Source organism: Sorangium sp. So ce448, from assembly GCF_051520915.1.
Classification (GTDB): Bacteria; Myxococcota_A; Polyangia; order Polyangiales; family Polyangiaceae; genus Sorangium; species Sorangium cellulosum_B.
Genome location: NZ_CP150343.1, coordinates 8,208,178 through 8,234,770, shown reverse-complemented (window position 1 = coordinate 8,234,770; position 26,593 = coordinate 8,208,178). Strand labels below are relative to the sequence as shown.

17 protein-coding genes are annotated in these 26,593 nt (G+C 70.0%); 9 read left to right on the top strand and 8 right to left on the bottom strand.

The window, feature by feature from the left end; translation table 11 throughout:
• Positions 1-26 precede the first annotated feature (26 nt).
• A complete protein-coding gene (locus WMF45_RS30935; protein WP_437708641.1) occupies positions 27-2,381 on the bottom strand; it encodes a DNA polymerase II in 2,355 nt (784 codons plus the stop codon).
• 471 nt (positions 2,382-2,852) lie between these two features.
• On the opposite strand from WMF45_RS30935, the gene WMF45_RS30930 reads away from it, so the two are divergent.
• The gene (locus WMF45_RS30930; protein WP_437708639.1) at positions 2,853-3,488 is read left to right on the top strand and encodes a DUF4142 domain-containing protein; all 636 of its coding nucleotides are present in this window, start codon (positions 2,853-2,855) and stop codon (positions 3,486-3,488) included.
• A gap of 33 nt (positions 3,489-3,521) precedes the next feature.
• Here WMF45_RS30930 and WMF45_RS30925 read toward each other — a convergent pair whose 3' ends face one another.
• Positions 3,522-4,691, bottom strand: coding sequence for a zinc-dependent alcohol dehydrogenase (locus WMF45_RS30925; protein ID WP_437708637.1), 1,170 nt, complete (start codon positions 4,689-4,691; stop codon positions 3,522-3,524).
• A 2-nt stretch (positions 4,692-4,693) separates the two neighbouring features.
• Complete coding sequence (locus WMF45_RS30920; protein ID WP_437708635.1) at positions 4,694-5,431, bottom strand: hypothetical protein; 738 nt, start codon at positions 5,429-5,431, stop codon at positions 4,694-4,696.
• Between the two features lie 372 nt (positions 5,432-5,803).
• Between WMF45_RS30920 and WMF45_RS30915 the strand changes: the two genes are divergently transcribed.
• The 3 genes from WMF45_RS30915 (at position 5,804) to WMF45_RS30905 (ending at position 9,511) form a co-directional block, all read left to right on the top strand.
• A complete protein-coding gene (locus WMF45_RS30915; RefSeq protein WP_437708633.1) occupies positions 5,804-6,676 on the top strand; it encodes a CIA30 family protein in 873 nt (290 codons plus the stop codon).
• A gap of 214 nt (positions 6,677-6,890) precedes the next feature.
• Positions 6,891-8,414, top strand: a complete 1,524-nt coding sequence (locus WMF45_RS30910; protein WP_437708631.1) for a sugar ABC transporter ATP-binding protein — start codon at positions 6,891-6,893, stop codon at positions 8,412-8,414.
• The gene (locus tag WMF45_RS30905; protein WP_437708629.1) at positions 8,411-9,511 is read left to right on the top strand and encodes a sugar ABC transporter permease; all 1,101 of its coding nucleotides are present in this window, start codon (positions 8,411-8,413) and stop codon (positions 9,509-9,511) included. The genes WMF45_RS30910 and WMF45_RS30905 overlap by 4 nt, the downstream gene beginning before the upstream one ends.
• A gap of 59 nt (positions 9,512-9,570) precedes the next feature.
• Here WMF45_RS30905 and WMF45_RS30900 read toward each other — a convergent pair whose 3' ends face one another.
• The 4 genes from WMF45_RS30900 to WMF45_RS30885 form a co-directional block, all read right to left on the bottom strand.
• Positions 9,571-11,502 (bottom strand): ABC-F family ATP-binding cassette domain-containing protein, encoded by a 1,932-nt coding sequence (locus WMF45_RS30900; RefSeq protein WP_437708628.1) that lies wholly within the window; start codon positions 11,500-11,502, stop codon positions 9,571-9,573.
• A 256-nt stretch (positions 11,503-11,758) separates the two neighbouring features.
• A complete protein-coding gene (locus tag WMF45_RS30895; RefSeq protein WP_437708626.1) occupies positions 11,759-14,992 on the bottom strand; it encodes a CARDB domain-containing protein in 3,234 nt (1,077 codons plus the stop codon).
• Positions 14,993-15,341: 349 nt separating this feature from the next.
• The gene (locus WMF45_RS30890) at positions 15,342-16,175 is read right to left on the bottom strand and encodes an ABC transporter ATP-binding protein (RefSeq protein WP_437708624.1); all 834 of its coding nucleotides are present in this window, start codon (positions 16,173-16,175) and stop codon (positions 15,342-15,344) included.
• A 124-nt stretch (positions 16,176-16,299) separates the two neighbouring features.
• Positions 16,300-18,084: an SUMF1/EgtB/PvdO family nonheme iron enzyme gene (locus tag WMF45_RS30885; RefSeq protein WP_437708622.1), complete on the bottom strand. Its 1,785-nt coding sequence runs from the start codon at positions 18,082-18,084 to the stop codon at positions 16,300-16,302.
• A gap of 102 nt (positions 18,085-18,186) precedes the next feature.
• Between WMF45_RS30885 and WMF45_RS30880 the strand changes: the two genes are divergently transcribed.
• The 4 genes from WMF45_RS30880 to WMF45_RS30865 all read left to right on the top strand — a co-directional run bounded on the left by WMF45_RS30880 (position 18,187) and on the right by WMF45_RS30865 (position 23,691).
• A complete protein-coding gene (locus WMF45_RS30880; RefSeq protein WP_437708620.1) occupies positions 18,187-18,972 on the top strand; it encodes an aldo/keto reductase in 786 nt (261 codons plus the stop codon).
• Positions 18,973-18,986: 14 nt separating this feature from the next.
• Positions 18,987-19,961: an NAD(P)-dependent oxidoreductase gene (locus WMF45_RS30875; RefSeq protein WP_437708618.1), complete on the top strand. Its 975-nt coding sequence runs from the start codon at positions 18,987-18,989 to the stop codon at positions 19,959-19,961.
• Positions 19,962-20,044: 83 nt separating this feature from the next.
• The gene (locus WMF45_RS30870) at positions 20,045-21,313 is read left to right on the top strand and encodes an ATP-binding protein (RefSeq protein ID WP_437708616.1); all 1,269 of its coding nucleotides are present in this window, start codon (positions 20,045-20,047) and stop codon (positions 21,311-21,313) included.
• Positions 21,310-23,691, top strand: a complete 2,382-nt coding sequence (locus WMF45_RS30865; RefSeq protein ID WP_437708614.1) for an ATP-binding protein — start codon at positions 21,310-21,312, stop codon at positions 23,689-23,691. The genes WMF45_RS30870 and WMF45_RS30865 overlap by 4 nt, the downstream gene beginning before the upstream one ends.
• A 566-nt stretch (positions 23,692-24,257) precedes the next feature.
• Here the strand turns inward: WMF45_RS30865 and WMF45_RS30860 are convergent.
• Complete coding sequence (locus WMF45_RS30860) at positions 24,258-25,001, bottom strand: hypothetical protein (protein WP_437708613.1); 744 nt, start codon at positions 24,999-25,001, stop codon at positions 24,258-24,260.
• 562 nt (positions 25,002-25,563) lie between these two features.
• On the opposite strand from WMF45_RS30860, the gene WMF45_RS30855 reads away from it, so the two are divergent.
• The gene (locus WMF45_RS30855) at positions 25,564-26,589 is read left to right on the top strand and encodes a hypothetical protein (protein WP_437708611.1); all 1,026 of its coding nucleotides are present in this window, start codon (positions 25,564-25,566) and stop codon (positions 26,587-26,589) included.
• Positions 26,590-26,593 lie beyond the last annotated feature (4 nt).

The following is a 26,593-nucleotide window of genomic DNA, read 5'->3' as shown; positions in this document are numbered from 1 at the left end:
GTTCGCCTCGCGCGACAAGCGCCGGGTCAGAACAGCGAGAGCTGCCGCCGCGCGCCCGTCATCTCATCGAAATCGGCCCCGCCCAGCCACCGCAGCACCGAGTCCGCGATCGGCTTGAGCTGCTGCGACACGTAATGATCGTAGTCCGGCGGCGCCGTCGTCCGGCCCGCCGGCTCGGGGCCAGCGCGCGTGATCACATAGGCCACGATCCGCCCCGCGTCCCCGCCCAGCTTGCGGGCCGCCTTCACGTGCGGCGGCGTCGTCTTCGTGTAAGCGCCGAGCGGCTTCCTCAGCGCCTTCTTGTAGACGAGCTCCGCGTCGAACCGCCCCGCGCGGAGGTCCGTCACGAAGCTCCGCACGAAGCCCTCCACCGGGCGATCGTGGAAGACCAGCTCGAGCAGCTCCCGCTGGAAGCGCCGCGCGACCGCGCTCGCGTCCCGCCGGACCGCCTCGAGCCCGACGATCTCGAGCTTGTCGCCGCCCTCCCCGGCGACGAGGCCGGCATAGCGCTTCTTGCTGCCCTGCGCGGCGCCGCGCAGCTCGGGCAGGAGGAAGCGGGCATAGACCTTCTCGAACTCGAGCTCCAGCCGGCTCTCGCAGCCGAACGTCCTCGCGATCTCGGCGGCGACCGACCCGGAGATGGCGTCGCGGAGCTCCTCGGCCCGGGCGACGGCGCGCGCCGCGTCCGGCTCGCCGATGTCGACGAAGAGAGAGTCGGTGTCCCCGTAAAGCACCCTGTGCCCGGCCCTCCGCACCGCCTCGGCCGTGAGCCTGATGACGTGCTGCCCGGCGCGCGTGATGGCGTTCGCGACCTCCGGGGAGAACAGGCGCGACGCGGGGGAGCCGAGCACGCCGAAGAGCGAGTTCATGAGGATCTTGATGGCCATCGCGCCCCGCTCGTCGCCCGCCCGCCGCGCCTCGGTCCGCTCGTCCCAGAGGCGCGCGACGAGCTCGGGCAAGATGCCCGGCTCTCCGCGCCGGAAGGCCGCGCCGCCCGGCGTCACGATGAGCGCCTCGGGCGGCCCGGCGCCCCCGGCGACGAACGTCAGCGGGTCGATGTTGAAGGTGCGAATGAGGCTCGGATAGAGGCTCTTGTAATCGTACACAACGATGTTGCGGTAGAGCCCCGGGAGCGAATCGAGCACCAGGCCGCCGGCGATCTCCGTCTCTCCCTCCGGCCCCTCCCTCGACACCGAGGGCGCGACCTTGCCGCGGGCGCGGAGCGCGGGAAGGTAGAGCGAGTCGATCGCGGCGATCTGCGCCCCCACCCGGTCGACCTGCATGCCGGTGAGCAGGCTCCTCCGCACCGAGAGCTCGATGAGCCCCGTCTTCTCCAGCAGATCCCGGACGAGGCGCGCGTCCTCGAGGTTGTACTCCGCGAGCCGCGCCGGGTCGTCGCGGTACGACGCCTCGATCTGCTCGCCCCGGTCGTCTGGCCCGAACAGCTTGCCGCGCCCGAGGATCGTCCGAGCGGCGGTCTCCAGACGGTAATCGTCGAGCCGCAGGAAGGCGCCGCGGAGGAGCGCGAGGCCGTCGAGCACCACCCGCCCCGGCAGGACGGCGCGCGCCTCGCGCGAGAAGCCCGGATCGCGCAGGATCGCGATCTCGTCATCGCCCCTCCCGAGCGCGCACAGGAGCCCGGCGCGCCGGCAATAACGCTGGAGCGCGGGCAGATCGAAATCCGGGATGTTCCAGCCGGTGAGGACGTCGGGGTCCGCCTGCGCGACGAGCTCGAGGAAGCGCTCGAGGAGCGTCCGCTCGTCAGGGAAGCGCTCGACGAAGGCGGGGAGCCCGCCGGGCACCGGCTCGTCGCGGACGAGGAGGCAGCGCTCGCCGCCCGCGCCCGCCACGGCGCCCGCCCCCGCGAGGCTGATCGCATAGAGGTGCTCGCCGTCGAGGCTCGTCTCGATATCGAGCGAGAGCACGCGGAGGCGGGGGACGAAGCTCGCGGGGACGAGCGTGGGATTGCGGTACACGCGCCCGACGCCCGGGTGGAGCTCGAAAGGCCCGGAGACCGCGAACGCCCCGCGGATGCCGCGATCGATGAGAAAGCGGTAGGGAAAGCGCACGTCCGCCTCGAGGGCGTCGGCGCCGGCCTCGGCCAGCCTGTCGCGCAGCGCCGCGACGTCCCGCGGGAGCGCGGCCTCGACGCGCAGGACCGGCTCTCCGTCGAGCGTCTCGAGCGCTTGCGGAGAGACGCGGCGGTCCGCGAGCCGCCGCGCGACGTCCTCGTCGCGGGCGCGCACGAAGAAGTAGGGCCTGAACCTGTCCTCGATGAGGAGCGCCGGCGCGCCGTCCTCCATCACCGCGTGGAGATGGATCTCCGGGCACCCGGCGACGACCCGGGTCGTGGGCGTGAGGATGAAGCCGCGGTCAGGCATGTGCGAATTCGCGGAGGCCCCCCGGGCGAGCTCTTCGCCAGCGCGCGAGGCGGCCCGGGGGCCGCTCCACGCTTCACTTGACCACCGGGACCGGCGCCCCGCAAGCCCCTCTCACCCCGGGCGCAGGGGATTTCCCGGAGGAGCGCGATTGCCGAGGAAGCCGGGCCTACGCCGGAGAGGGCGCCTTTCGAGGAGGCGAGCGCCTTTGTGGGGTTGCACGCTCGATTCGACGGGGGATGGCCAGCTTGATGGGTTTGACGTGGAATCCCGAGATGCGGCGAGGACGACTCCCCGGGTGTGCGTCGATCGCCCCGCGAGCGCGCCCGCGCGCAGCGCCATGAGCAGGGCAGTCCCTCGGATTACGTCGAGAGCGGGTCCGCCGCTTGCTTGACGTTCGAGACGTCGTGAGCCGCGGGCATCCACGGATCGGCCGGTGAAGCGCGCCGCGGAAATCCAGGAAGGGAATCCACCATGATGCGCCATCATTTCAAGCATCGCGTCGCGGTGATCGCCGCGCTCGCCGCGAGCGTCATCGGCAGCTCCGCGCACGCGGGGGGGCGAGGCGGTTACGTCCATCAGGGCGCGCAGATCTCCCAGCAGCAGCAGGGGCTGGAGGAGGTGAGCCCGCGGTCCGAGGAGACACAGGTCTCGGACGGCGCCCTCGTCAAGGTGATCTCCGTGGCCAACCACGTTGAGATCTCCCTTGCGATGATCGCCCGCAAACAGGCGCGGTCGCGCGAGGTGAAGGATTTCGCTGGGGAGATGCTCGAGGCCCACACCCAGGGGGACATCCGCCTGAGCGCGCTCCTCCGGCGTCTCCGGATCAAGGCGGAGCCGACGCGGGCGAGCGCGATGATCGCCGGGCACTCGGCCATCATCGCGGCGTACCTCCAGAAGCTGCCGGCCGAGAAGTTCGACCAGACGTACATCGCCGTCCAGGTGAGGATGCATGCCCATGCCCTGCGGATGCTGGACGAGAAGGCCATCCCGAGGGTGAAGAGCCAGGAGCTGAAGCAGGAGCTCCAGCGCATTCGCGACGAGACGGCGAGCCACCTGAAGCGGGCGCAGGCCATCCAGGCGACGCTGGAGAAGGGGCAGGAGCGCTAGCGCTCGCGGTCGGGGGCGGCGGCCTCGCCCGGGTCAGGGGGCGAACACCGCGCGCACGCACGCCTCCGCGCGCGCCTCGAAGAGGCGGTATCCGCGCGGCCCGTCGTCGAGGCACATCCGGTGCGTCAGGAGGTACGACGGATCGATGTCGCCGCGCTGGATGTGATCGAGCAGCCGCGGGATGTACCGCTGTCCGTGCTGCTGGCCGGTCCTGACGATGAGCGCCTTGTTCATGAGCGCGCCGAGCGGGATCTTGTCGGCGAACCCGGAATAGACGCCCACGATGGACACCGTGCCGCCCTTGCGGCAGGCCAGCATCGCCTCGCGCAGCACGAGCGGGCGGTCGCTCTGCATCCGGAACGCCTGCTTCACCCGATCGACCGCGTGCTGCAGGCCCGTCCCGTCGGCTTCCATGCCCACCGCGTCGATGCAGGCGTCGGGGCCGCGCCCGCCCGTCATCTCGCGGAGCGCCTCCTGGACGTCGACCTCGGCGTAGTTCACGGCGTCGGCGCCCCCGTGCGCCTTCGCCATCGCCAGGCGGTCCGCGATCCGGTCGATCGCGATGACGCGCTCAGCGCCGAGGAGATAGGCGCTCTTGATCGCCATCTGACCGACGCCCCCGCACCCCCAGACGGCGACGACCTGGCCCGGGCGGATGTCGCAGAGCTCGGCCGCCATGTAGCCCGTCGAGAGCGCGTCGGAGGCGAACAGGGCGCTCTCGTCCCGCACGCCGTCGGGGACCTTGAACGCGCCGTGATCCGCGAACGGCACGCGCACGTACTCGGCGTGGCTCCCCGCGAAGCCCCCGAATGCATGCGAGTAGCCGAAGATCGCGGCCGTCGTGTCCCCGAACACCCTGTCCGTCACCACGTGATGAGGATTCGAGTTCTCGCAGAGCGACCACAGCTCGCGCTGGCAATACGCGCACCGCCCACACCCGATGATGGAGGACACGACGACGCGATCGCCCCGCTGCACCCGCTTCACCTCGGCGCCCGTCTCCACGACCTCGCCGAGGAACTCGTGCCCGAGGATGTCGCCCTGCTTCATCGTCGGGACGTACCCGTGGAGCAGGTGCAGATCCGAGCCGCAGACCGACGACAGCGAGACGCGGACGATGGCGTCGTGCGGGCTGATGAGCTTCGGCTCGGGCACCGACTCCACGACGATGTCATCCACCCCATTCCAGCAGATCGCGCGCATGGTCACTCCCTCTCACGGTCTGCCCGGCCGGACGGCTGCCCCGCCGTCGTCGGGATCTCGCCGATCTCGATCCATTGCCTCAGGCGCCGCAGCTCGCCCCGCAGCTGCCGCCTGGGCAGCTCCGCCAGCAGCTCGCCCGCCGCGCGCGCGAGCCGCCCCCGCGGCCGGGCGCCCGGCAGCACCACCTTGATCTCCGTGCCCCTGTCGCCCGGCGCGGTCGCGAGCGAAACGACCCCTGCCGGCGTGCGCTCCGGGCCACCCGCGCCGGCCGCCCGGATCGTCGAGGCTTGCCTCTTCGCGCCGGCCTCGACGCGCCCGATGCTCGGCAGGAGGCGCCGCACGCCCGCCGCGTCCTGCAGCGCGTGGAGGACCGCCGCCCGCGCGTGGCTCACCGTGACGCTGCTCACGACCCGCGGGGTGCGGGCCCCGAGCGCCCGCAGCGCCGACGCCGCGATCTCGACCCCGAGCGCCGGCCGCTCCTCGGACAGCCCGGCGACCCGCTCGTGGATGCGGTATGCCGCCGTCTCCAGCCGGCTCAGGAGCAGCCCCGCGATTCCCCTCCTCCCCGGCAGCCGCGCGCAGCTCGCGCGCTGCGCCGCCGCGCTCTGCCGCTCTCTCCGCGGGGCTCTCTGCTGCTCCGTCGGGGGCGCGCCTTCACCGCCGCTCTGCTCCCGGTCCGCGCTCTGCGCGCTCCTCTGCGCCGCGGCGCGCGCTCGCCGGCCAGCCTTCGCCCGTGCCATCTTTCCTCCTCCGAGCCTCGCCGAGAGAGCCCGCGAAGGCGCCTTGCAAGCAGGCGGCCACTCGCGCTGATCCAGGCGCTCACGTCTCAACGACGCTCCGAACATGCCACCGCCGTTGCGAGCGGCCCCAACTAGGACATTCGCGCGAGCCTCGCCTCCATGGCGAACGAGGGCGAATGATGGCGAACGATGGCGAACGATGGCGAACGATGGCGAACGATGACAAAGATGGATTGCAGCGAGCAAAGAAGAAGGTTGCAGGGCCTGAGCTTCCAGGCGATACTCGCCGCGCCAGGACGCTCCTCGATTCAATTGACGTCCGGCCCAGAGCGAGCGCTGATTAGAATAACGTAGATACGGAGATGTGAACGTATGACAACTAGAATTTTCCTGCGTGCTTTTAACTTGGCGGTCTGTGGACTGGCTGTCGCGGCGTTCGCGGCGTGCGGCGGGGACGACGGCGGCGGCGGCGGGAGCGGGGGCGCTGGCGGCGCCGGCAGCGCCGGCAGCACGACCTCCGCGGGCACCGTGGACCCGACGACCACGACGGCGAGCACGGGGACCACCGACACCTCCACGGCCTCGACGGCCGCGAGCACCTCGGCGTCGACGGGCGCGGGCGCCGGCCCCCAGACGATCGAGATGATCGATGACATGGAGGACAACGACAACGCCATCCTGGCCGACGGCGGGCGGGTCGGTTACTGGTACACCTTCAATGACGCGACGGAGGGGGCCATGCAGACCCCGCCGCCCGATCCGGAGGGGACCGGGGCAGAGCCTTTCACGATGACGGCGCTCGAGCCGGCGCGCGCGCAGAGCATGTACGCGGCGCGCTCGTGGGGGGAGGGCTTCACGGAGTGGGGCGCTGGCTTCGGCTTCGATCTGAACAGCCCCGAGGGGGTCAAGGCCTCCTATGACGCCTCGGCGTACACCGGAATCACTTTCTGGGCGAAGCTCGGCGCGGGCTCCGGCACGAGCGCGACCGTCATGATCTCGGACCCGGGGACGGATCCTGCCGGCGGTGCCTGTTCAGACAAGTGCGACGCGTGGCAGAAGACGTTCGCCGCCACCGAGGAGTGGCAGCAGTTCACCATTCCCTTCGCGGAGCTGAAGCAGGGCGGCTGGGGCGATCCGGCGGGCACCGAGCAGATCGACGCGGCGAAGCTCTACTCGCTCCAGTTCCAGATCGGCAAGGCACCCAAGTTCGACCTCTACATCGACGACCTCGGCTTCTACAACTGAGCGCCGTCGCCCGGGCCGCTCCGGGCTCCCTCGCCGGGGGCTCTCATACATTCTTCGCCCCCCGCACCTCCCAGGAAACATGCGTGACGCGTGACGCGTGACGCTGACGACCTGCGCGCCTGGATCCTCTGCGCGCTTCCAACAAAGTGCTTGCATCGCAGGCCCCTCCCAGGCGAACGTGGCCGCGCGCTGACGCCCCCTTGCGCCCAGGACAATGCCTCTCCTCGAGCTCGCATCGATCACGAAGCAGTTCCCCGGTGTGAAAGCCCTCGATGGCGTCTCGTTCGACCTCCAGGAAGGCGAGATTCACGCCCTCTGCGGCGAGAACGGCGCGGGTAAGAGCACCCTCATCAAGATCCTGTGCGGCTACTACCCCGCAGGCACCTACGGCGGCGAGATCCGCTTGAACGGCGGCGTCGTGCAGTTCAGCAGCATGCGCAGCGCCGAGGAGCACCGCATCGCGCTGATCGCGCAGGAGCTCGCGCTCGTGCCCGATCTCAGCGTCGCCGAGAACCTCGTGCTCGGGCGGGAGCCCGTCCGCGGTGGGCTCATCGACTGGGACGCGGTGCGGGCCCTGGCGCGGGAGGCGCTCGCGCGCGTCGGGCTCGACATCGATCCCGAGCGCCCGATCAAGGAGCTGGGCATCGGCCAGCAGCAGATGGTCGAGATCGCGAAGGCGCTGCTCAAGGACGCGAAGATCCTCGTCCTCGACGAGCCCACGGCGGCGCTCACCGAGTCCGGCGTGAAGACGTTGCTCGGCCTGCTCCGCGATCTGCGCGCCCGCGGCGTCTCCTGCATCTACATCAGCCACCGGCTCGAGGAGGTCTTCGAGATCGCCGACCGCATCACGGTCCTCCGTGACGGGAAGTCGATCACGACCCAGCCGCGGACAGCGCTCTCGCCCGACAACGTCATCTCGTACATGGTCGGCCGCGAGGTGACGAACCTCTACCCCTGCCCCCCGCCGCCGGAGGGCCCCGTGGCGATGTCGGTCCAGGGCTGGTCGGTCGAGGACGGCGGGCACCCCGGGCGGTTCGTGCTGCGCGACGTGAGCTTCGAGGTGCGCGCCGGCGAGGTGCTGGGCATCGGCGGCCTCATGGGCGCCGGCCGCACCGCGCTCCTCTCGACGATCTTCGGCGCTGCGACGAGCCGCGTCACCGGCGCGATCTCGGTCCGAGGCGGGCCCGCGACGCCGCCGTACAGGGCGCCCGAGCAGGCGATCGACGCGGGCATCGCGCTCGTCAGCGAGGATCGCAAGCGCTACGGGCTCGTGCTCGAGGCGACCCTCCTCGACAACATCACGCTCGCGACCCTGCGGCGGTTCGTGAAGGGGCTCTTCCTCGATCACGCCGAGCGAGAGGTCACGGCGGTCGAGCAGATGAAGGCGCTCAGGACGAAGGCGTCTGGGCCGCTCGCGCTCGCGAACCAGCTCTCGGGCGGCAACCAGCAGAAGATCGTGATCGGCAAATGGCTGATGACGGGGCCGCGGGTGCTGCTGCTCGACGAGCCGACCCGAGGAATCGACGTCGGGGCGAAGGCGGAGATCTACCAGCTCATCCACAAGCTCGCTTCGGATGGGCTCGCCGTTGTGCTCGTGTCCTCCGATCTGCCGGAGCTGCTCGGCATGAGCCACCGTGTGCTGGTCCTCAACCAGGGCAGGCCGACGGCCTGCCTCGACCGGAAGGACGCGACCGCGGAGCGCGTGATGGCTGCTGCAACGAGGAAGGTGACGGAATGAGCGAGGCCAAGCTTCGCGTGCGTATCCCCTGGCGCGCCCTCTCGATGGTGGGCTCGCTCATCGCGATCTGGATTGCCTTCTCCATCACGACCGATGGGACGTTCGTGACGCCGCGCAACCTGACGCTCCTCGCGCGGCAGATGTCGGTGACGTCGATCCTGGCCATCGGCATGGTGATGGTCATCGTCGCGGGGCAGATCGATCTCTCGGTGGGCGCGCTCGCCGGTCTGCTCGGCGCCTCATCGGCGATGATCTACGTGAGCCTCGGCTGGCCGCTGCCGGCCGCCTTCATCCTGCCGCTCCTGCTCGGGGCCGTCCTTGGCTTCGTGCAGGGGACCCTCGTGGCGCGGCTGCGGATTCCCCCCTTCATCGTCACGCTCGGCGGGATGCTCATCTTCCAGGGCTCCATCCTCGGCTTGACAGGTGGTGTGTCCATCTCGCCGGCGCGTCCTTACCTGTTCGTGGGCCAGGCGTACGTGCCGCACACCCTCGGCTGGGCGGGCGCTGGCATCCTCTGCGTCGGGCTGCTGTACAAGGCGGCGCGCGCGACCGGCACGGCGCGCTACCCGTGGATCGGGCTCGCCGTGTTCTCCCTCGCGTTCGCCGCCCTGATGAACTCCTACGAGGGTGTCCCGTTCCCCGTGCTGGTCGTGCTCGTGCTCGCGACCGCGTTCACGGTGCTCGCGAAGCACACGACGTTCGGGCGGCACCTCTACGCGATCGGCGGCAACCGCGAGGCGTCCTTCTACTCCGGCATCAACATCGATCGTCACCTCATCGCCGTGTTCACGCTGATGGGCGTGATGGCGGGCATCGCGGGCGTGGTGCTCACCGCCCGCGTCGGCTCCGCGACCTCGGACGCCGGCCGGATGATGGAGCTCGACGCGATCGCGGCCGCCGTGATCGGCGGCACGTCGCTCCTCGGCGGGCAGGGCACCATCTGGGGCGCGCTGCTCGGCGCGCTCGTCATGGCCTCGCTCGACAACGGGATGAGCCTGATGAACACGGAGAGCTTCTGGCAGCCGATCATCAAGGGCATCATCCTCATCCTGGCCGTCGGCATCGACATGGCCAGCCGCAAGACAAGAGGGCATTAGGCGAGCCGCCGCTCGCGCGGCGGACCCCCTCTCCCGGGGCCGGGCAGCCCGGCACGATCTCACTGCGGCAGGACCGCCCCGAGCTCCGCGATCTCCTGCTCCAGCTGCTCCCACTCCGCCATGAGCGCGTCGATGCGCGGGCCGAGCGCCTCGTCCTCGGCCTGGAGCGCCGCGATCTCGGCCTGTCCGGTGCGCTCGAAGAAGCCGTCGCTGCAGTAGAGGTCGTGGATCGCCTTCTTCCGCGCCTCGGCCGCCTCGATGGACGCGAGCACCTTGTCGCGCCGCGCGGGCAGCTCCTTCTGCCGGTTGCGACGCCGCTTCTGCTCCTCCCAGGAGCCGCCCGCCTCCGCAGGCGCGGACGCCTTCTGGTGCTCGCGCTTCGCCTTCAGCACCACCGTGTCGGCGTCGAGGTGATCGTCGCCGCAGCCGGCCAGGTACTCCTCGTAGGTGCCGGGGAAATCGCGCGGCCCGCTCGGCGTCACCTCGAGGATGCGCGTCGCCAGCTCGGAGACGAAGTAGCGATCGTGCGAGACGAAGAGCACCGTCCCCTCGAACGCCTTGAGCCCCTCGACGAGCCCCTCGATCGCCTCGAGGTCGAGGTGGTTGGTCGGCTCGTCGAGCACGAGCACGTTGGGCCGCTCGACGATGATGCGGCAGAAGATGAGCCGCGCCGCCTCGCCGCCGGAGAGCGAGCCGACGCTCTTCTCGACGTCGTCGCCCGAGAACAGCGCCCTGCCGAGCTGGCCGCGGACGTAGCTCGGCGACTCGTCGGGGCACGCCTCCCACAGGAAGGAGAGCGGCGTCATCGACCCGTCGACGAGCAGCTCGCGGTGATCCTGGGCGAAGTAGCCGACGCGGGCCTCGTGCCCCCACGACGCGCCGCCGGCGTCGGCCGCGAGCCGGCCCACGAGGATCTTGAGCAGCGTCGATTTGCCTAGCCCGTTCGGCCCGATCACCGCGACCCGCTCGCCGCGCCGCACCGACAGCGAGACGTCGCGCAGCACCTGCTTCGCGCCGTACGACTTCGAGATCCCCTTCGCCTCGAGCACGTCGCGCCCGCTCGGCCTCTGGATCGCGAACCGGAACAGCGGCGAACGCCGCGACGTGTCGGCGAGCTCCTCGACCTCGATCTTCTCGATCTGCTTGAGCCGGCTCTGCGCCTGGCGCGCCTTGGTCGCCTTCGCGCCGAACCGCTCCACGAACGCGCGCTTGTCGGCGATGATCTTCTCGGCGCGGGCGATCTCGGCCTGCTTGCGCTCCCGGATCGACCGCTTCTCGACGACGAAGGCGGCGTAGTTGCCCGTGTAGAGCGTGATCGTCTCGTAGTCGACGTCGAGGATGTGCGTCGCGACGTTGTCGAGGAAGCGCTGGTCGTGGGAGATGACGACCGCGCAGCCCTTGTAGCCGGCCAGGAACCTCTCGAGCCAGCGGATGGAGAGGATGTCGAGGTGGTTCGTGGGCTCGTCGAGCAGCAGCACGTCCGCGCCGCCCAGGAGCACTTGCGCGAGCAGCACGCGCAGCTTGAAGCCGCCCGAGAGCGTGGAGAGCGGCCTCCGGTGCGCCTCCACGGGGATGCCGAGCCCCTCGAGGACGGCGCTCGCGCGCGCCTCCAGCGTGTAGCCGTCGTGGGCGCGGATGCGATCCTCCAGGTCCGCCACCCGGCCGGCGTCGCCGCCGTCCTCCGCGAGGCGGCGCGTCTCGACGAGCGCCTCCCACACGACGCGATCACCCATCATCGCGAGATCCAGGATGATCTGGTCGTCGCTGAGGAACCGGTCCTGCCGGAGCACACCCACGCGCGCGTCCTTCGGGATGCTGACGCTCCCGTCGCTCGCGGGCTCGTCGCCGGCCACGATCTTCAGGAAGGTGGTCTTCCCCGAGCCGTTCGCGCCCACCAGGCCGTAGCGGGATCCGGCGTTCAGCTTGAGCGAGACGCCCTCGAAGAGGGTCCGATCACCGAATGATTTCGAAAGGTTCGAGGTTCCGAGCATGGCGCTGTGGGGGCTTGGGTCGCGGGGCGCGGGGGGCAGCGCGCCGGGGCGGCGCGCCTCGCGGGCCGCCATCCGCGGCGCGGCGGGGCGCACAGGCATAGCACCGCGCCCCGGGCGGGAGCCGGCGATCGTGCGTCGGCGCGCGTCAGCGCGCGTCAGCGCGCGCCAGCGCGGCGCGCGGCGCCAGCGCGGCGCGCGGCGCCGGCGTGGCGCGCGTCCGGCTGGCGGGGAGGCCCGCCGGCCGGACGACGGTGCGTCAGTTGATCTCCGGGCACAGGAGCTTGTCCGAGGCGGCGTCCTTGTTGTTCCCGTCGTTGCACTCGTCGATCGCCCCGTCCGGATCGACGACGGCGTAGATCAGGATCGACAGGTTCGACGGGAACTTCTCGATGGTGGCGGTGAGGTTCACGCTCACCCCGGGCGCGATCGGCCCCGGGATGACCTCCTCGTGGAGCGCCGTCCCGCCCTGGCCGGGATCACCCGCGTAGTACCGGATCCGCACGTCGCTGGCCGGCGCGGAGCCGGCGTTGGTGACGGTCGTCGGGACGTCGACCTGCTTCACGGCGCACTTGTTGGTGTTCACCCGGCCGATCTCGATCTGGAGGTCCGGGCGCGCGCTGCCGGCGTCGAGGGGCGCGGTGAGCGCGTTGTTGTCCTCGTGGCACTCGCGCTCGACGGCGTTCTCGTCGACGACCGCGCGCACGCGGGCGGGCAGCGTCTGCTGCGCGTTGTGCGCGGCGTTGTAGTGCACCGTGAGGAGCAACGAGCTGTGCGGCTCGATGCTGCTCTGGAGGACGAACTGCAGCGGGGCGAGGTCGTCACCATAGAGCGGCTCATCAACGTCCGGCGTGTCCCACACGCCGTAGAAGTTGATGGCGACGCCGGGGCCCACGCGGAGATCGCCGAGGTTCTCGACGCGCACGGTGATGGCGACCTCGTTGGTGAGCTCGCCGCAGGTCGCGTTCGGGGACGAGACCTGGATGCCGCTCAGCGCGAGATCCGGCGCGATGCCGTACGACCGCGGGTTCGAGCGGTACGTGTTGTAGACGCGGCCGCCGTACGGCTTCCAGCTCTCGGGCTCCTTCAGGGGGATGCCGCCGCTCTCGAGCACGTTCGTCACGTGGTAGCTGTGCTGGTTCCAGATGCGGCGCGCCGAGACCCAGAGGTCGTTCTGCGCGCCCCAGACCTCGAGGCCGTTGTTGTAGTCGGTGCCTTGCGAGCAATGGGTCGATTCGTTCGAGGTGCCGAACACGATCTCCGCGTTGCCGTCGTTGTCGACGTCGGCGACGATCGGGTACTCGGACCGGGTGCGGCTCGGCGAGGGCACCTTGAACAGGACGTCGGCCGTCACGCCGTCGTAGATGCGGAAGTAGCACTCGTCGTTGTAGATGACCTCGGCGGCGCCGTCGCCGTTGAAGTCGAACACGCTCGACCCGGTGGTGCGGCTCGAGTCGTCCTCGGTCAAGCGCTGCCAGCCGTTGTGGTAGCAGACGCAGGTGCCCCGCTGCTGGTTGCACGTCGCCGCGCCCGGGGCGCCGCATTCCTCGTCCGTGGTGCACGGCTTCCCGTTCGGGGTCCGCTCCGGGTTGCCCTGCAATCCCGCGACCCCGTCGGTGAACGCGTTGGGCCACGCCGGGCACTCGGCCGTCGGCGCCTGGAGATCGAACATCATGTAGCGGAGGCCGAACGCCGTGCCGACCTCGGGGAAGCCGTCGCCGTCGAAGTCGTCCACGTTCGGGGCGCCGCCGTCGAAGGTGGTGCCCATGGCCTTCATCTCCTCGTGGCGCTGGATGGTGCCGTTCTGCCCGTTGAGCACGAAGAAGTGCCCGTTGTTGAACAGGATCACCTCCGGGCGCTGATCGAGCGGGTTGTTCGGCCCGGGCGCGGTGGCCTGGTTGCGCCCGAGGATGTCGGCCACGGCGCAGAGGCCGTCGCGCTGTTCGTTCGGGATCCCGGCGGTGCCGTTGACGGTCTGCCCGTCCCAGACCTCGATGAGCTTCCCCTCGCAGTACGCCGTCGCCTCCCTGTCGGCGTAGGGCGGCGCGCACTCGGCCCTGCTCTTCACGCCGGGCGGCGGGCGGGGCAGCCCATAGGCGGTGCTGCCCGCGACGATCTCCAGCCGGGGGTCGTCGTTGAGGTTCGCGACGCACGCGATGGGCCCGAGCCGGTTCTGCTGGTTCGTCAGAGACCCCTGTATCCCTTGAGCCTTGTCGCCCTTGAAGTGGTCGACGATGGAGAGCTCGCGGGTCGCCTCGTCGACGCGCAACGTGAACACGTTCGGCCCGACCACGATCTCCGGGAGCCCCTGTCCGTCGACGTTGGCGAGCGCGGGCGACGGCTCGTTGTAGCCCGTCCAGATCTCGTTCACGAGGACCCTGGTCTCGCCCGTGTTGCTGAAGATCTGGAGCCCTGTCTTCGTCACCTCCGTGGCCCCAGACCCCGTCACGACGGCGGTGATCGCGACGATCTCGGGGACGCCGTCGCCGTCGAGATCGCCGACGGCCAGCCCGGCGGTCGGCATCAGCGTCGCGTCGGCGCAGGCGTAGGGCGCGTCGATGGGGTCGCCCTCGTGCCAGACCTGCGCGCCGAGCACCGCGAAGTAGTTCTCTCCCTTGCGGGGCCCGCCGCCGTGGATCGCCCGGAGGACGCCCTGCTTGCCGAAATTCGAGCCGCAGAACGTCGTGAAGATGATCTCGGGGAAGTCGAGCTCGTTGATGAGCCCGTCGCCGTTGTCGTCGTCGAGGTTGGCGACGAGCGGCGTCATGACGGTCTGCGCCGAGGTCTTGAACGGGCTGTTGGCGGCGTCGGAGTTGGCGCGGTTCTGCCCTCCCCACTGGATCTCGTTCTGCGGCAGGGCACCCGCGAACGGCTCCGGCGGCAAGAGGCACGTGGGCGCGGCGCCCGTGCCGGAGCAGGAGCCGACCTCGCAGGAGGCGTAGGTGGGGCAGTCCCAGTCGTCCTCGCAGGGGCAGCTGGCGGTCCCGGCGCCGTCGTCGGTGCACGTGCTCTCGAAGTAGGCCGCTCCGCCGCACGTGAAGAGCTCGCTCGTGGTGCTGCCGTTCGACACGCACAGCTGGAGGCTGTTGCCGTCGCACGTCCGCGCGCCGGCCGTGCACGCATCGACGACGCAGATGGTGCCGTTGCAGAACTGGTTGAAGGCGCACTGGAGGTCGCTCTGGCAGGCGATATCGACGCAGCGCGCGCCTGCGTCCGGGGGCGTCTCGCACACCTCGGTCGCGTCGCAGGTGAGGTCGTCGCACGTGTTGTTGACGCAGGTGCCTTGTCCGTCCTCCTCCTCGCAGTGCTGGTCCGCCCGGCAGCTCACGTCCTCACAGCCACTTTCGCCGCCCGCGCCGCCCGAGGCGGCCATCGACCCGACGAACCCGCCGCCTTCGCTCGAGCTGCTGCTCGTGCCGCCGTCGCCCCCGCCGCCGTCGCCGGGTGGCAGGGCGGGATCCGGATCACCGCCGCAGGCCGCTGCAGCGAGCAAAAACCAAGGAAGAGCGCGGGGAAGCAACCGCCGGGGGCACGTGGGCATGAGGCGATTGTACGAGCGCGCTGTCGGCATGGAAGCGCGTTCGCGCGCGGGATCGTGCGGCGAGTGGGAGCTCTGCCCACGATGGGCGTCGCGCGCGGCAGCCGTCAGCGGCAAGCGGGGGCAGAGGGGGAGCGGGCCACGCGAGCCGTGGGGACGGCCGCGGTGGGGGCCGAGAGCTCCGGCGCACGGAGGGTGTTGGAGGTAACCTGGGTGCGAGTGCCGATCGCGCTGCCCACGCTCGATAGCGGGAGTGTCGTGCAGCGCCGGAGTCCGACAGCGCGCCTGTTCTACCCGCGGGGCCTCACGCCCCGCCGCTCTCCAGCGCCTCCTGCAGCGCGCGCACCTCGCGCGCGAACGCGGGCTCGGTGCGCAGCGCGGCCGTCCGCCTGTCCGGCAGCGAAAGCGTGCGGTCGGCGACGACGCGCGCCGGCCGCGGGGAAAGGACGACGGCGCGCTCGGCGAGGTAGGCCGCCTCGGTGATCGAGTGGGTCACGAAGAGCACCGTCATGCCGAGCTCGGCCCAGAGGGCGCGGAGCTCGTCGTCGAGCCGGCTCCTCGTGAGCTCGTCGAGCGCGGCGAACGGCTCGTCGAGCAGGAGCAGCCGAGGGCGCGTGACCAGCGCGCGGGCCAGCGATACCCGCATGCGCATGCCGCCGGAGAGCTCGGCCGGGTACCGCGCGCCCGCGTCGGCCAGGCCGACCTGGACGAGCGCGGCCCGCGCCGCCGCGCGGCGCTCGTCGAGCGGCGCGCCGGCGAGCTCGAGCGGCAGGGCGGCGTTCTCGAGGACGCTCCGCCAGGGCAGGAGGTGGGCGTCCTGGAAGACGTACGCGAGGGGCGCGCGCGCGCCGCCTGCGCCGCCCGGCGCCTCCTCGGCCTCCACGACGGCCGCGCCGGCGTCGGCGCGGTCCAGCCCGGCGACGAGCCGCAGCAGCGTGGATTTGCCGCACCCGGAGGGCCCGAGCAGCGCGACGAACGCGCCAGGCGCGATGTCGAGATCGATGCCGTCGATCGCGATCACGCCGGGGGCGCCGTCCCCCGGCGCGCGGCCCGCGTCGTCCAGCACCGGGAAGACGCGCCGGACGCCGGTCAGCCGCACGCGGACGCCGCCGCTCGCCCTGGCCCTGTTCGTCTGCATCTGCGCCCGGCGTTCTATCCGCGCCGCCGCCGGTTGACCAGGCGCTCGTGCGCCGCGCGCCCCCGCCGAGCAGCCGAGCCCGCGCCGAACAGCCGAGCCCGCGCAGCAGCCGCCGCCCGCGCTTTCAGCTCGACGAGGCCGTTCGCACGCAGCGGAAGCCGCCGCCGGCGAAGCGGTAGTGCGCCTCGAAGCTCGTGCGCGCCCAGGTGCGGAGCGACTGCGCGCCGTACATCCACGAGCCGCCGCGCATCACGAGCAGCGGCCGATCCGAGGGCCGCGTGTTGCGCGGGTTGTGGGAGGGGCCGTCCGCATAGAAGTGCGGATCGTCGTAGTCCTCGCACCACTCCCACACGTTGCCGGCGAGGTCGAGGATGCCATAAGGAGAGGCGCCCCCCGGCAGCGAGCCGACGGGCACCGTCCCGCCCTCGCGGTTGTCGTAGTTCGCGCGCGTGGGTCCGGGCTCGGCGCGCCCCCACGGGTATTTGCGGCCGTCGGTGCCGCGCGCGGCCTTCTCCCACTCGGCCTCGGTCGGCAGGCGCTTGCCGGCCCAGTTGGCGTAGGCCCGCGCGTCGTCCCACGACACGTACACGACGGGGTGGTCCTCGAAGCCCGCGGGGATCTCGCCGCGCCTGAAATGGGCGAGGAGCCGGCTCGCGTCGTCGTCGTCGGGGCGGTACCCGGTCACGTCGAGGAACGCCTTGAACTGGCGGTTCGTGACCGGCGTGCGATCCATGTAGAACGCGTCGACATGGACCTTCCTGCGCTGCTGCCCGCTCAGGAACGGCCCGCCGGGGACGAGGATCATCTGCTCGCCGGTCTTCTCGCGGACCGTCGGCGCGAGCTCGCGCCCGTCGGACGAGGGCCGCGACGGGGCGGGCGAGAACTCCGAGAGCGCCTCGTCGAGCCGCGCCCGGAACTCCGCGCACGACCCCGGCCTCCCCGCCGGGTCCTTCGAGAGCGCGTCGAGCACGAGCCGGTCGAGGGCCGGCGGGAGGTCGGGGCGCAGCGACGAGGGGGGCGCCGGGGCGTCGGCGACGTGGGCCATCATCACGGCGAAATGGTTGGGGCTGTCGAACGGCACCTGCCCTGTCGTCAGCTTGTAGAGCGTCACGCCGAGAGAGTAGATGTCCGAGCGCCGATCCGCGGCGTGGGGGCTCTTCACCTGCTCGGGCGACATGTAACAGCACGTCCCGAGGAACGCGCCGCTCAGCGTGTACGTCGTCCCCTCCAGGATCTTGGCGATGCCGAAGTCGACGATCTTGGGGGAGAGGCCGTCTTTCCCGGTCGTGACGAGGATGTTGTCGGGCTTGAGATCGCGGTGGATGATGCCCATGCGGTGCCCCTCGTCCATCGCGTCGAGGACGCCGCCGAACAGCGCGCGGATCTCCTGGAAGGGGATGCGCCCGCGCCACCGCTCGAGGTGCCGCACCAGCGTCGACCCGTCGACGTACTCCATGACGATCGCGAGCAGGTGATCGCGCTCGACGAAATCGTAGACGGCGACCACGTTGTCGTGGCTCCAGGAGCGGAGCACCCGCGCTTCCCGCGCGAACCGCCGCCGGATCTCGGGGTTGCCGCAGAGGTTCGAGTGCAGGCACTTGACGGCCACGACGCGCTCGCGCGCCCGGTCGTAAGCGCGGTAGACGACGCCCATGCCGCCCTCGCCGAGCGTCGACTCGATGCGATAGACGCTGATCTCCGTCCCGGGCAAGAGCCGCACCGGCGGCAGCGGCAGGGAGGTTGGCGGCAGCCCGACGGCGCCGAGGTGCGTCGCGGGGAACGCCGTCGCGGCGAGGGCGGGGCCGGGATCCGGCGCGGTGACGAGCTGCCCGCACGAGGGGCAGAAGCGGGCGTTCTCCGGGAGCGGAGCGTTGCAGCCGGCGCACCGGGGAGGGGAGTCCTGGCCCATCGGTGGCCAGGGAGTCTCGCACAGGTCGGGGCGGCCGTGGGCGGCGAATGTGTGGCGCGCCGGGGCCGGTGACATCGACGGAGGTGATGTAAGATCCGCCGCATGGACGACTGGCTCCACCGCGCGCCGACCGCGTTTCGCGGCAAGCGCATCTTCCGGCTCGGGCTCGCGGCGAACTACGGCATCGACGAGGGCGGGGTGCGCGCGGCGATGGACCGCGGCGTCAACCTCTTCCTCTGGACGATGCGCTCGGGCGGGCTCGGCAACCCGCTGCGCGAGGCGCTGAAGGGGCGCCGCGACAGCGTCGCGGTGGTCGGTTACGCGCAGCTCGGCTGGTTCGGATGGGGTGTGCGCCGGGGCGCCGAGAAGCTGCTCCGGGAGCTCGGGACCGATCACCTCGATGTCTATCTGCTCAGCTGGCTCGGCGTCGGATCTGCCTGGACGAGCGCGACCGAGCGCGAGCTCGTGCACCTGCGCGAGAGCGGCAAGGTGCGGGCGCTCGGGGTGAGCATCCACGACCGCCCGCGGGCGGGCGGCCTGGCCGAGTCGTCGCCGCTCGACCTGCTCATGATCCGCTACAACGCCGCGCACCCCGGCGCGGAGCGTGACATCTTCCCGCACGTGCGCGACGCGAAGCCGAGCATCCTCGCCTACACGGCGACGGCGTGGCGCCGGCTGCTGAAGCAGCCGAAGGGCTGGGATCGCCCGGCGATGACGGCCGGCGACTGCTATCGATTCCAGCTCTCCAGCCCGCACGTGGATCTCGCGCTGACGGGGCCGAAGAGCCGGGCCGAGGTGGAGGAGAACCTCGACGCGCTCGCGAAGGGGCCGCTCACCGCGGACGAGCAGGCCTGGATGCGGGAGTTCGGGCGCGCGGTGCACGGGTGAGGGGGGAGGCGCCGGTGGATCGGCTGATCATCGCGAGCACCGTTGTTCTGCCGGCGGAGGCGGCGCGCTCGCTCACGGAGGGCGTCGCGCCGCACGCGCTCGAGCTGGCCGCGGCGCGCTCCGCGAAGAACCTCGCCGTCGTCGCGCCGGATCCGCTCGTCCTCGGCGCCGAGGTCGTCTTTGGCCAGCCGCACCCGGACGACGTGTGCGCGGCCCCGCGGCTCCGCTGGGTGCACCTCAGCACCGCGGGGTACGCCCGCTACGACGTGGCGGCCGTGCGCGCCGCGCTCGCCGCCCGCGGCGCCGCCCTGACGACGAGCAGCGGTGTCTACGCCGATCCCTGCGCGGAGCACGCGCTCGCGTTCCTGCTCTCGGCCTCGCGGCGGCTGCCGGAGTGCCTCGAGAACCAGCTCGGCCCGCGCGGCTGGCCCGACGCCTCCGTGCGGTCGAGGAGCGCGCTCCTGCGCCGCCGGCGGGTGCTCCTGCTCGGCTTCGGCGCCATCGGCCGCCGCCTCGCCGAGCTGCTCGCCCCGTTCGAGGTGGAGCTCTGCGTCCTGCGCGCCCGCTCCCGCGGCGATGAGCCTTTCCGCGTGGTCGCGAGGGAGGAGCTCGGCGACGCCTTCGCCTGGGCGGATCACGTGGTCTCGAGCCTGCCCGAGGCCGAGGGCACGCGGCGGCTGGTCTCGGCCGCGCTGCTCGCGCGGATGCGGCCGGACGCGTGGTTCTACAACGTCGGCCGGGGCGTCACGGTGGACCAGGCCGCGCTGCTCGAGGCGCTCGAGGCGCGCCGGATCGCGGGCGCGTACCTCGACGTGACGGATCCCGAGCCGCTCCCGCCGGAACACCCGCTCTGGCGCGCCCCGGGTTGCGTCATCACGCCGCACACGGCCGGCGGGCGGCGCGAGGAGCCGATGGCGCAGGTGGAGCATTTCCTGGCGAACCTGCGGCGGTTCGAGCGGGGGGAGCCGCTCGCGGACAGGGTGATCTGAGGCGGCGGCGCGTGCCGGACAGTGGGCGGATCGCTTGCCAACGAAACTGTTGCGAGCGGTGCGCGGCGGGGTAGGTTGAGCCCATGCAGAGCAAGGCGAAGCTCGTCCGGGAGGTGGGGAACTGGGTGAGCGGCGAGCGGTTCTGGAACCGCGAGCAGGAAGTCTGGGATCTCAAGGAACTCCTGGACGAGGGGGCGAACGTCCTCATCGCTGCACCACGGCGCGTGGGCAAGACGAGCTTGATGCGCAAGCTCAGCGAAGAGCTCGAGCAGGGTAACTACAAGTGCTTGTTCCTCGATCTGCAGAGGTCCCAGAGCGGCGAGGACGCGATCGTCGAGCTGGGTGTGGCCACAAGGCCTCACCAGACGCTCTGGGACAGGGCGAAGGAGCTCGTGCGGGACAAGGCCGAGCGGATCGAATCGCTCGGCACCGAGGAGTTCAAGCTCACGTTTCGTGAGCACCTGAAGCAGAACTGGCAGGCCAAGGGCGAGCGACTCTTCGATGCGCTCGCCGACGCCGACAAGCCTGTCGTCATCTTCATGGACGAGCTGCCGATCCTCGTCAACAGGCTCCTCAAGGGGGATGACTACAACATCACGCCGGAGCGGAGGAAGCTCACGGACGAGTTCCTGTCGTTCCTGCGAGCGCAGACCATCAAGCATCGATCGAAGATCCGGCTGGTCGTCGCTGGCTCGATCGGGCTTGAGCCTGTGCTGCGCCAGGCCGGTCTGAGCGCCACGATCAACACGTTCACCCCGTACGAGCTGCGCCCGTGGGACGAGGAGACGGCGATGGGGTGCCTGGAGGCGCTCGCGAACAACTACCTCGTGGTGCTGCGCGAGGGCGCGCCGCGGCGCATGGTGGAGAAGCTCGGCTCCTGCATTCCTCATCATGTGCAGATGTTCTTCAACCACGTGTTCAACGATACGAAGCGCCGCGGCCAGCACGAGGTGTCCCTCGAGGACGTCGAGCGCGTTTACGTGCACAGCATGCTCAGCACGCGCGGGCACGCCGAGCTGAGCCACATGGAGGAGCGGCTCAAGCTGGTGCTCGGGCAGAAGGACCTGCCGCTCACGCTGGATCTCCTGACCGAGGCCGCGATCGTCGGGGTCCTGACGTCGGAGGCGGCGATGACGCTCGCGCGGGACAACGCGGCGATCGCGGAGCCAGGGGCGTCGGGGGAGAAGCCTCAGGATGTGTTGCGGCGGGTCATGGACGTGCTGAGGCACGACGGGTACCTCGTGGACAACGACGCCGGCGCGTTCGTCTTTGCATCGCTCCTGCTGCGCGATTGGTGGAAGGGGCGGTTCGCGGCCCAGTTCACCCCGGCGGCAGCGCGAGGCGCGCCATGAACGCGCCGCTCATGAAGCACAACCCGGCGTTCCTCACGCCGGAGCAGCTGCGGTCGTCGTTTGTGGTGAGAAAGCGCGATCTAGACATCGTGCTCCAGTACATCCGCGACAGCACGGGTCCTTCGAACCAGCACGTGCTCGTGTTCGGATCGCGCGGCATGGGCAAGACGACCCTGGTGCGCATGCTGGCCGATACCGTGACGCAGGATCCGGAGCTCGGCGCGCGCTGGTATCCGCTGGTGTTCGGCGAGGAGAGCTACACGGTCTCGACGATCGGCGAGCTCTGGCTTGAAGCGATCATGCACCTCGCCGACCAGACCGGGGACGCGCACTGGCAGGCGCTCTACGACGAGCTCCGGGCCGAGCGGGACGACGACAGATTGTGCGCGCGGGCGCTCGCGCGGCTCGTTGGGTTCGCGGAGGAGCAGAGCAAACGCATCCTGCTCGTCGTCGAGAACCTGCACATGCTGCTCGACGAGCAGATGTCGAAGAAGGACGCGTGGTCGTTGCGGCACACCTTGCAGAACGAGCCGCGCATCTTGCTGCTCGCCACGGCGACGTCTCGGTTCGGCGCCATCGTCGACGAGGAGCAGGCGCTGTACGAGATGTTCGCGATATATGGGCTGGAGCCGCTCGACCTGGCCGAGTGCCGGGCGCTATGGGAGGCGGTGGGCGGCGTGGAGTCGAGCGAGCGCCGGGTGCGGCCGATGCAGATCTTGACGGGGGGCAACCCGCGGCTGCTCGGGATCCTGGCGTCGTTTGCGGCGAAGACATCGCTGCGCCACCTGATGGAGAACCTGACGCAGCTCGTCGACGACAACACCGATTACTTCAAGAGCCACCTGGAGAGCCTGCCGCCGACGGAGCGCAAGGCCTATGTGACACTGGCGGATCTCTGGACACCGTCCACGGCACGGGAGGTGGCGGAAGCGGCGCGGATGGAGGTCAACCACGCGAGCGCGCTGCTGCACCGGCTCGTGGGGCGCGGGGCCGTGGTCGAGGAGGGGCAGGGGCGGAGGCTCAGGTACCGGCTGAGCGAGCGGCTGTACAACATCTATCACCTGCTCCGTCGCCGCGGGGCGGGCGCCGCGCGCGTGCGGGCGGTGGTGGACTTCATGGTGCACCTCTACGAGGGTGATGGCCTCGTGGGGCTGCTCGGGCGGATCGCGGAGGAGGCGAAGGGGCTCGGGCCGGAGGAGCGGAGGGACCACTTCGATGTGATGGAGGGAATCGTGCAGCGCGTGCGCGACCCAGAGCTGCGGCGCGAGCTTGTCCTGTCGCTAATTTCGCGGTTTGACGTCTTGAGCTGGCCGGATATCAGCGCGTCTCTCAAAGGGACGCTCGATCATTTGGTGCTCACAGAAATCACGCGTTTCGAGACGGCGCGGGATTTGCTGCAGGAAGCAAGCGGATATGCACATGTGGATCGTTTTGCCGAGGCAGGGGCAGTTCTCGAACGTCTGGCAGAGACCGAGGCACGTTGGGGCATGGACGGGTGTCCTTCTGCCGTGATAGCAGCGGAGGCTTATCTGAAAGCCGGTCGGCCATCCGACGCGGAGCATTGTGTGAGGAAATGGCTTGCTATCAGCGCGCAGAACCCAAGGCTCGCTGAGCAGCTAGTCAAGGCCTTGCAAGTACTGAGCCCGAGCGACCAAGCCCGACTCCTGCGCGAGTACGAGCAAGCGGCAGTTGCGAGGGAGAGCTGGGCGTGGATCGCCGTCGCCGCTGCGCAGTATGTTCAGAAGAGCTGGAGCGGTGTTCTTCAAGCGTACGACAAGGCGAAGCGCCACTGTATCACGAATCCGATCTTGACGATGCTGGCATGGCTCAGCTCAGTGAATCCTCAATCCGGAGTCGACAGCGATAGGTGGCAGGACGAGCATCAGAGGGAGCTGGAGCTTGCTTACCCCTGGACCGGACGAGTGTTCGCGGCCTCAGGCAATCATCTAATGACGAGGATCAGTGGCGCAGTGTTGCTCGGAGAAGGGGCCGGGCTGTGGGACGAGGCGTTCCCGGTGGTCGAGCAAATCCTTTCCTCGGAAGACGACGCCCGGGAAGTGGCGGACAGCCTGCGTGATCTCCTCATCGCGGCCGCTGTTGCGGGCCAGGTCGACAGAGCGTTAGCCCTCCTTGAGGCACTCCCGGCCAGGCTCTTGTTCGAGCCGCTCGTCGTTGCGCTCCGTCAGATCGCCGGGAAGCCTGTCCATGCACCTCCTGAGGTGCTGGAAGTCGCCTCCGATCTGGTCCGGCTTGTCGAGCAGCAGCGTCAGAAGCGGCAAGAGGACAGGTCCGGGGAAGCGCACGCCTCCGGCAGCCGCTCACGCGCCATGGCCCGGGGTCGTCGCGCCCGCAAGGGTCGCGCTGCCGCGGAGAGCTGACCCGCAACGAGCCTGTCCGGCACCTCCAGCGTGCAGGTCATTGGGCATTCTGGCGGAGCCGTAGCACTACTGCGGGAGGTCGCCCTGAGAAGCGAACCGCCAAGCCGCCAAGGGCGCCAAGAAACCACGGAAATAAGAGGGGGAATGCCGGGACGGCCCTCCCCTTCTTCTCTTGGCGACCTCGGCGCCTTGGCGGTTTTTCTGCTCATCCGGGGCAACTTCCCGCAGTAGAGGTAGCGGGACGCGCTCGCAGGCGCATTGCGAACTTCTCGATGCCGGTGATCGAGCCGGCGCCGCGCTGGCGCGGCGGTGCCCGCTCTGCTGCGCTTGAAATCCCGATCCAACCGCCTCGCCGTCCACCTCAACGCTTGAAACGCCCCACTCGGTCGCCGAGTCGGCCGTCTCAAGCCTTGAAACGGCCCGCTGGGCCGCCGGGTCGGCCGTCTCAAGCCTTGAAACGGCCCACTCGGTCGCCGAGTCGGCCGTTTCAAGCCTTGAAACGGCCAACTCGGCGACCGGGTCGCCCGCTGCAAGACTTGCATCAAGCCTTGCAGCGGGTCGCGGGCTCACGCGTCCGGCGAGGCCCCCGGCTGGGCGGACGGCGCGGCTGCCGGCGTGTCCGGCGCGGCCGGCTGGCCGGGCGGGAGGGCGTCGCTCACGCCGGTCGTGCGGTGGACCTCGGCGAGGTCGTCGAAGATGAGCGGCAGGAGCTCGGGCTTGCCCAGGTGGGCGAGCAGCCCGCGCACGAGGCTCTTGTTCGCGTTGTAGACACCCAGCCAGGCCTCGCGCGCGGTCGACACCTCGGGGCCGAGCTCGATCCGCTCGACGCGCGAGGCGCGCTGCTGCCGCTCGATGATCCCGAGCTTCTCGTGCGCCTCCCTGAGCTCGGCCAGCCATGCGTCCGCGCCCCGGACCTTCTCGCGCTGCCTCTCGAGCTCGTCGGCGATGTGCCCGACGGCGGCGGTGAGCTTGGTGATCCGCCGGCGCGCGAGGACGCTCGGCATCTCGCCGCGGAAGAACAGCCTTGGATCGACCGGCCTCCCCTTGAGCGAGTCGAGGTACGAACCGAACCGCACGATGACGTCCCGCGCCTCGTCGAGCACCTCGGCGGTGTCGAGCTCCGGCGCCGGCCTGGGCTGGCGATCGAGGACGTCGGACATCGCCTGATCGGCGAGGAGCTGCTTGCCCATCGCGAACTCGACCATGCCGTCGAGGGCAGCGACCTTGCCCATCAGGACCGCGGCCATCTGCTCGCGCGCGAACTTGCCATAAATCTTCGTCTCGAAAGGATCGATATAGGGGTCTGCCATAGGCGCCTCCTTGGGTTGAGCAAAACGCGCTGATGTTGGCAGAGCCCGAGGGGCCATGGCAACGCCTGACGGGCTCAACGGGACGGGTTGGCACGAATCGGACGCTCTCCGCGGCTGACCGGGCCGAGGGGGCTCCTGCTCCTATCCTGCATGGTGCCGGGGGCGCGGCGGGTCCTGTCGAGCAGCCTCCGCAGGCGGCCTCAGTGGAGCGGCCCCCGAGGCGGGGGGGGCGACGGCGCCGAAGGCGACGGCGAGCGGCACGAACCGTGTTTCTGCAAGTCGCCGGGAGCCGATGCCAGGCACTTGTGTCCGTCCACAAGGGCCGCGCGTGTAGCGATCGCCTCGTCGGCAAGTCAGGCACGATTACGTGACAGCAAAAAGTGAGCGGATGTAAGTCCGACGGGGTGTCGGCGGCATCCGGGCGAGGATCCGGCTTCCATCGGTCTCCCCGCCCCGCTCTCTGCTCCAGACGAGCAGCTCCGCAAGTTGACCTTGCGCAGGGACGCGCGGTACAAATTCGCCCTGCCTAGCACCACGGCAGCACCTTCCGGACCGGTGGTTTATGGGACGAGATAAGAAGCAAAGCGACGAGGATGCGCAACAACCGACCGTTTTTACCGCGGCGCCAAGATTCCGAAAGGGTGAAGGCAGCGGCGAGGAGGTCCGTCGCGAAGGTGTCCTCAATCGCGACCTGACCAGCGAGCGCCGAACCGCTACGCCCGAGGAGCGAAGGCTCCCACCTTCCGACGACGCGCTTGCCGGTACCTCAAAATGGCCGAGCCGAGACGGCCTGGGTCGAGGCCGTCTGTCTATTCAGCGATTCATGCAGCACATGAACTTCGAAACGCTGCCGATGAGAGAATCGTCCCTCGCCCGTGGCAAATTCTTGTGCGCCGGTGCTATTCTTCTATTCTGCAACATGGCGCTCTGGACGGCCTCGGGCTGCACCATAAAGATCGGACCCGGAACCGAGGACAAAGCGGCCAATTCCGAAACGGGCGAGGACGACAAGACCCTCCCCGACGACGTCAAGACCCTCCCCGACGACGTCAAGACGCCGGAGGAGCGAGCCAACGAGGCTTACGAACAAATCGATCCGAGCGAACTTGCCCTGGCTTCGCAGAAGGCAGGGTTCGTGACCACCTACCTCGTGGGCGCCACCGAGGCACTGGGCCTTGATCCTATGACGCTTGACGAAGCGGCTCTCGCTGATCTCCTTCAGCAGGCCATGCCACTCGCTGCCGAGGAGGCAGACATATGGCTCGCTACCCTTGATCCAGCCGCCGCCGAGCTTTCATTTTCCATAAAATGGGAGTGTGGTCGAGAGGGCTGCAAGAACCCGACGCCATGCGGGTACTTTCCTCCTCCCGTTGATCACTATTGCTATGTAGATGATTGCGGAAGCGCAGCGTGTCGCAACTGCCCGGAGTGGGTCGCCGAACGTCTGAAGGGACTCGTGTGGAAGACATGGTGCTCTTATGTCTGCATTGAGATCAATACGTCACCGCCCAAGGTTGTCGCCGTAGGAGCTGGCGCCGTGTCGGCGTTCAAGGGAAATTTTGTGGGGCCCCTCTGTTTTTCACAATGAGGAG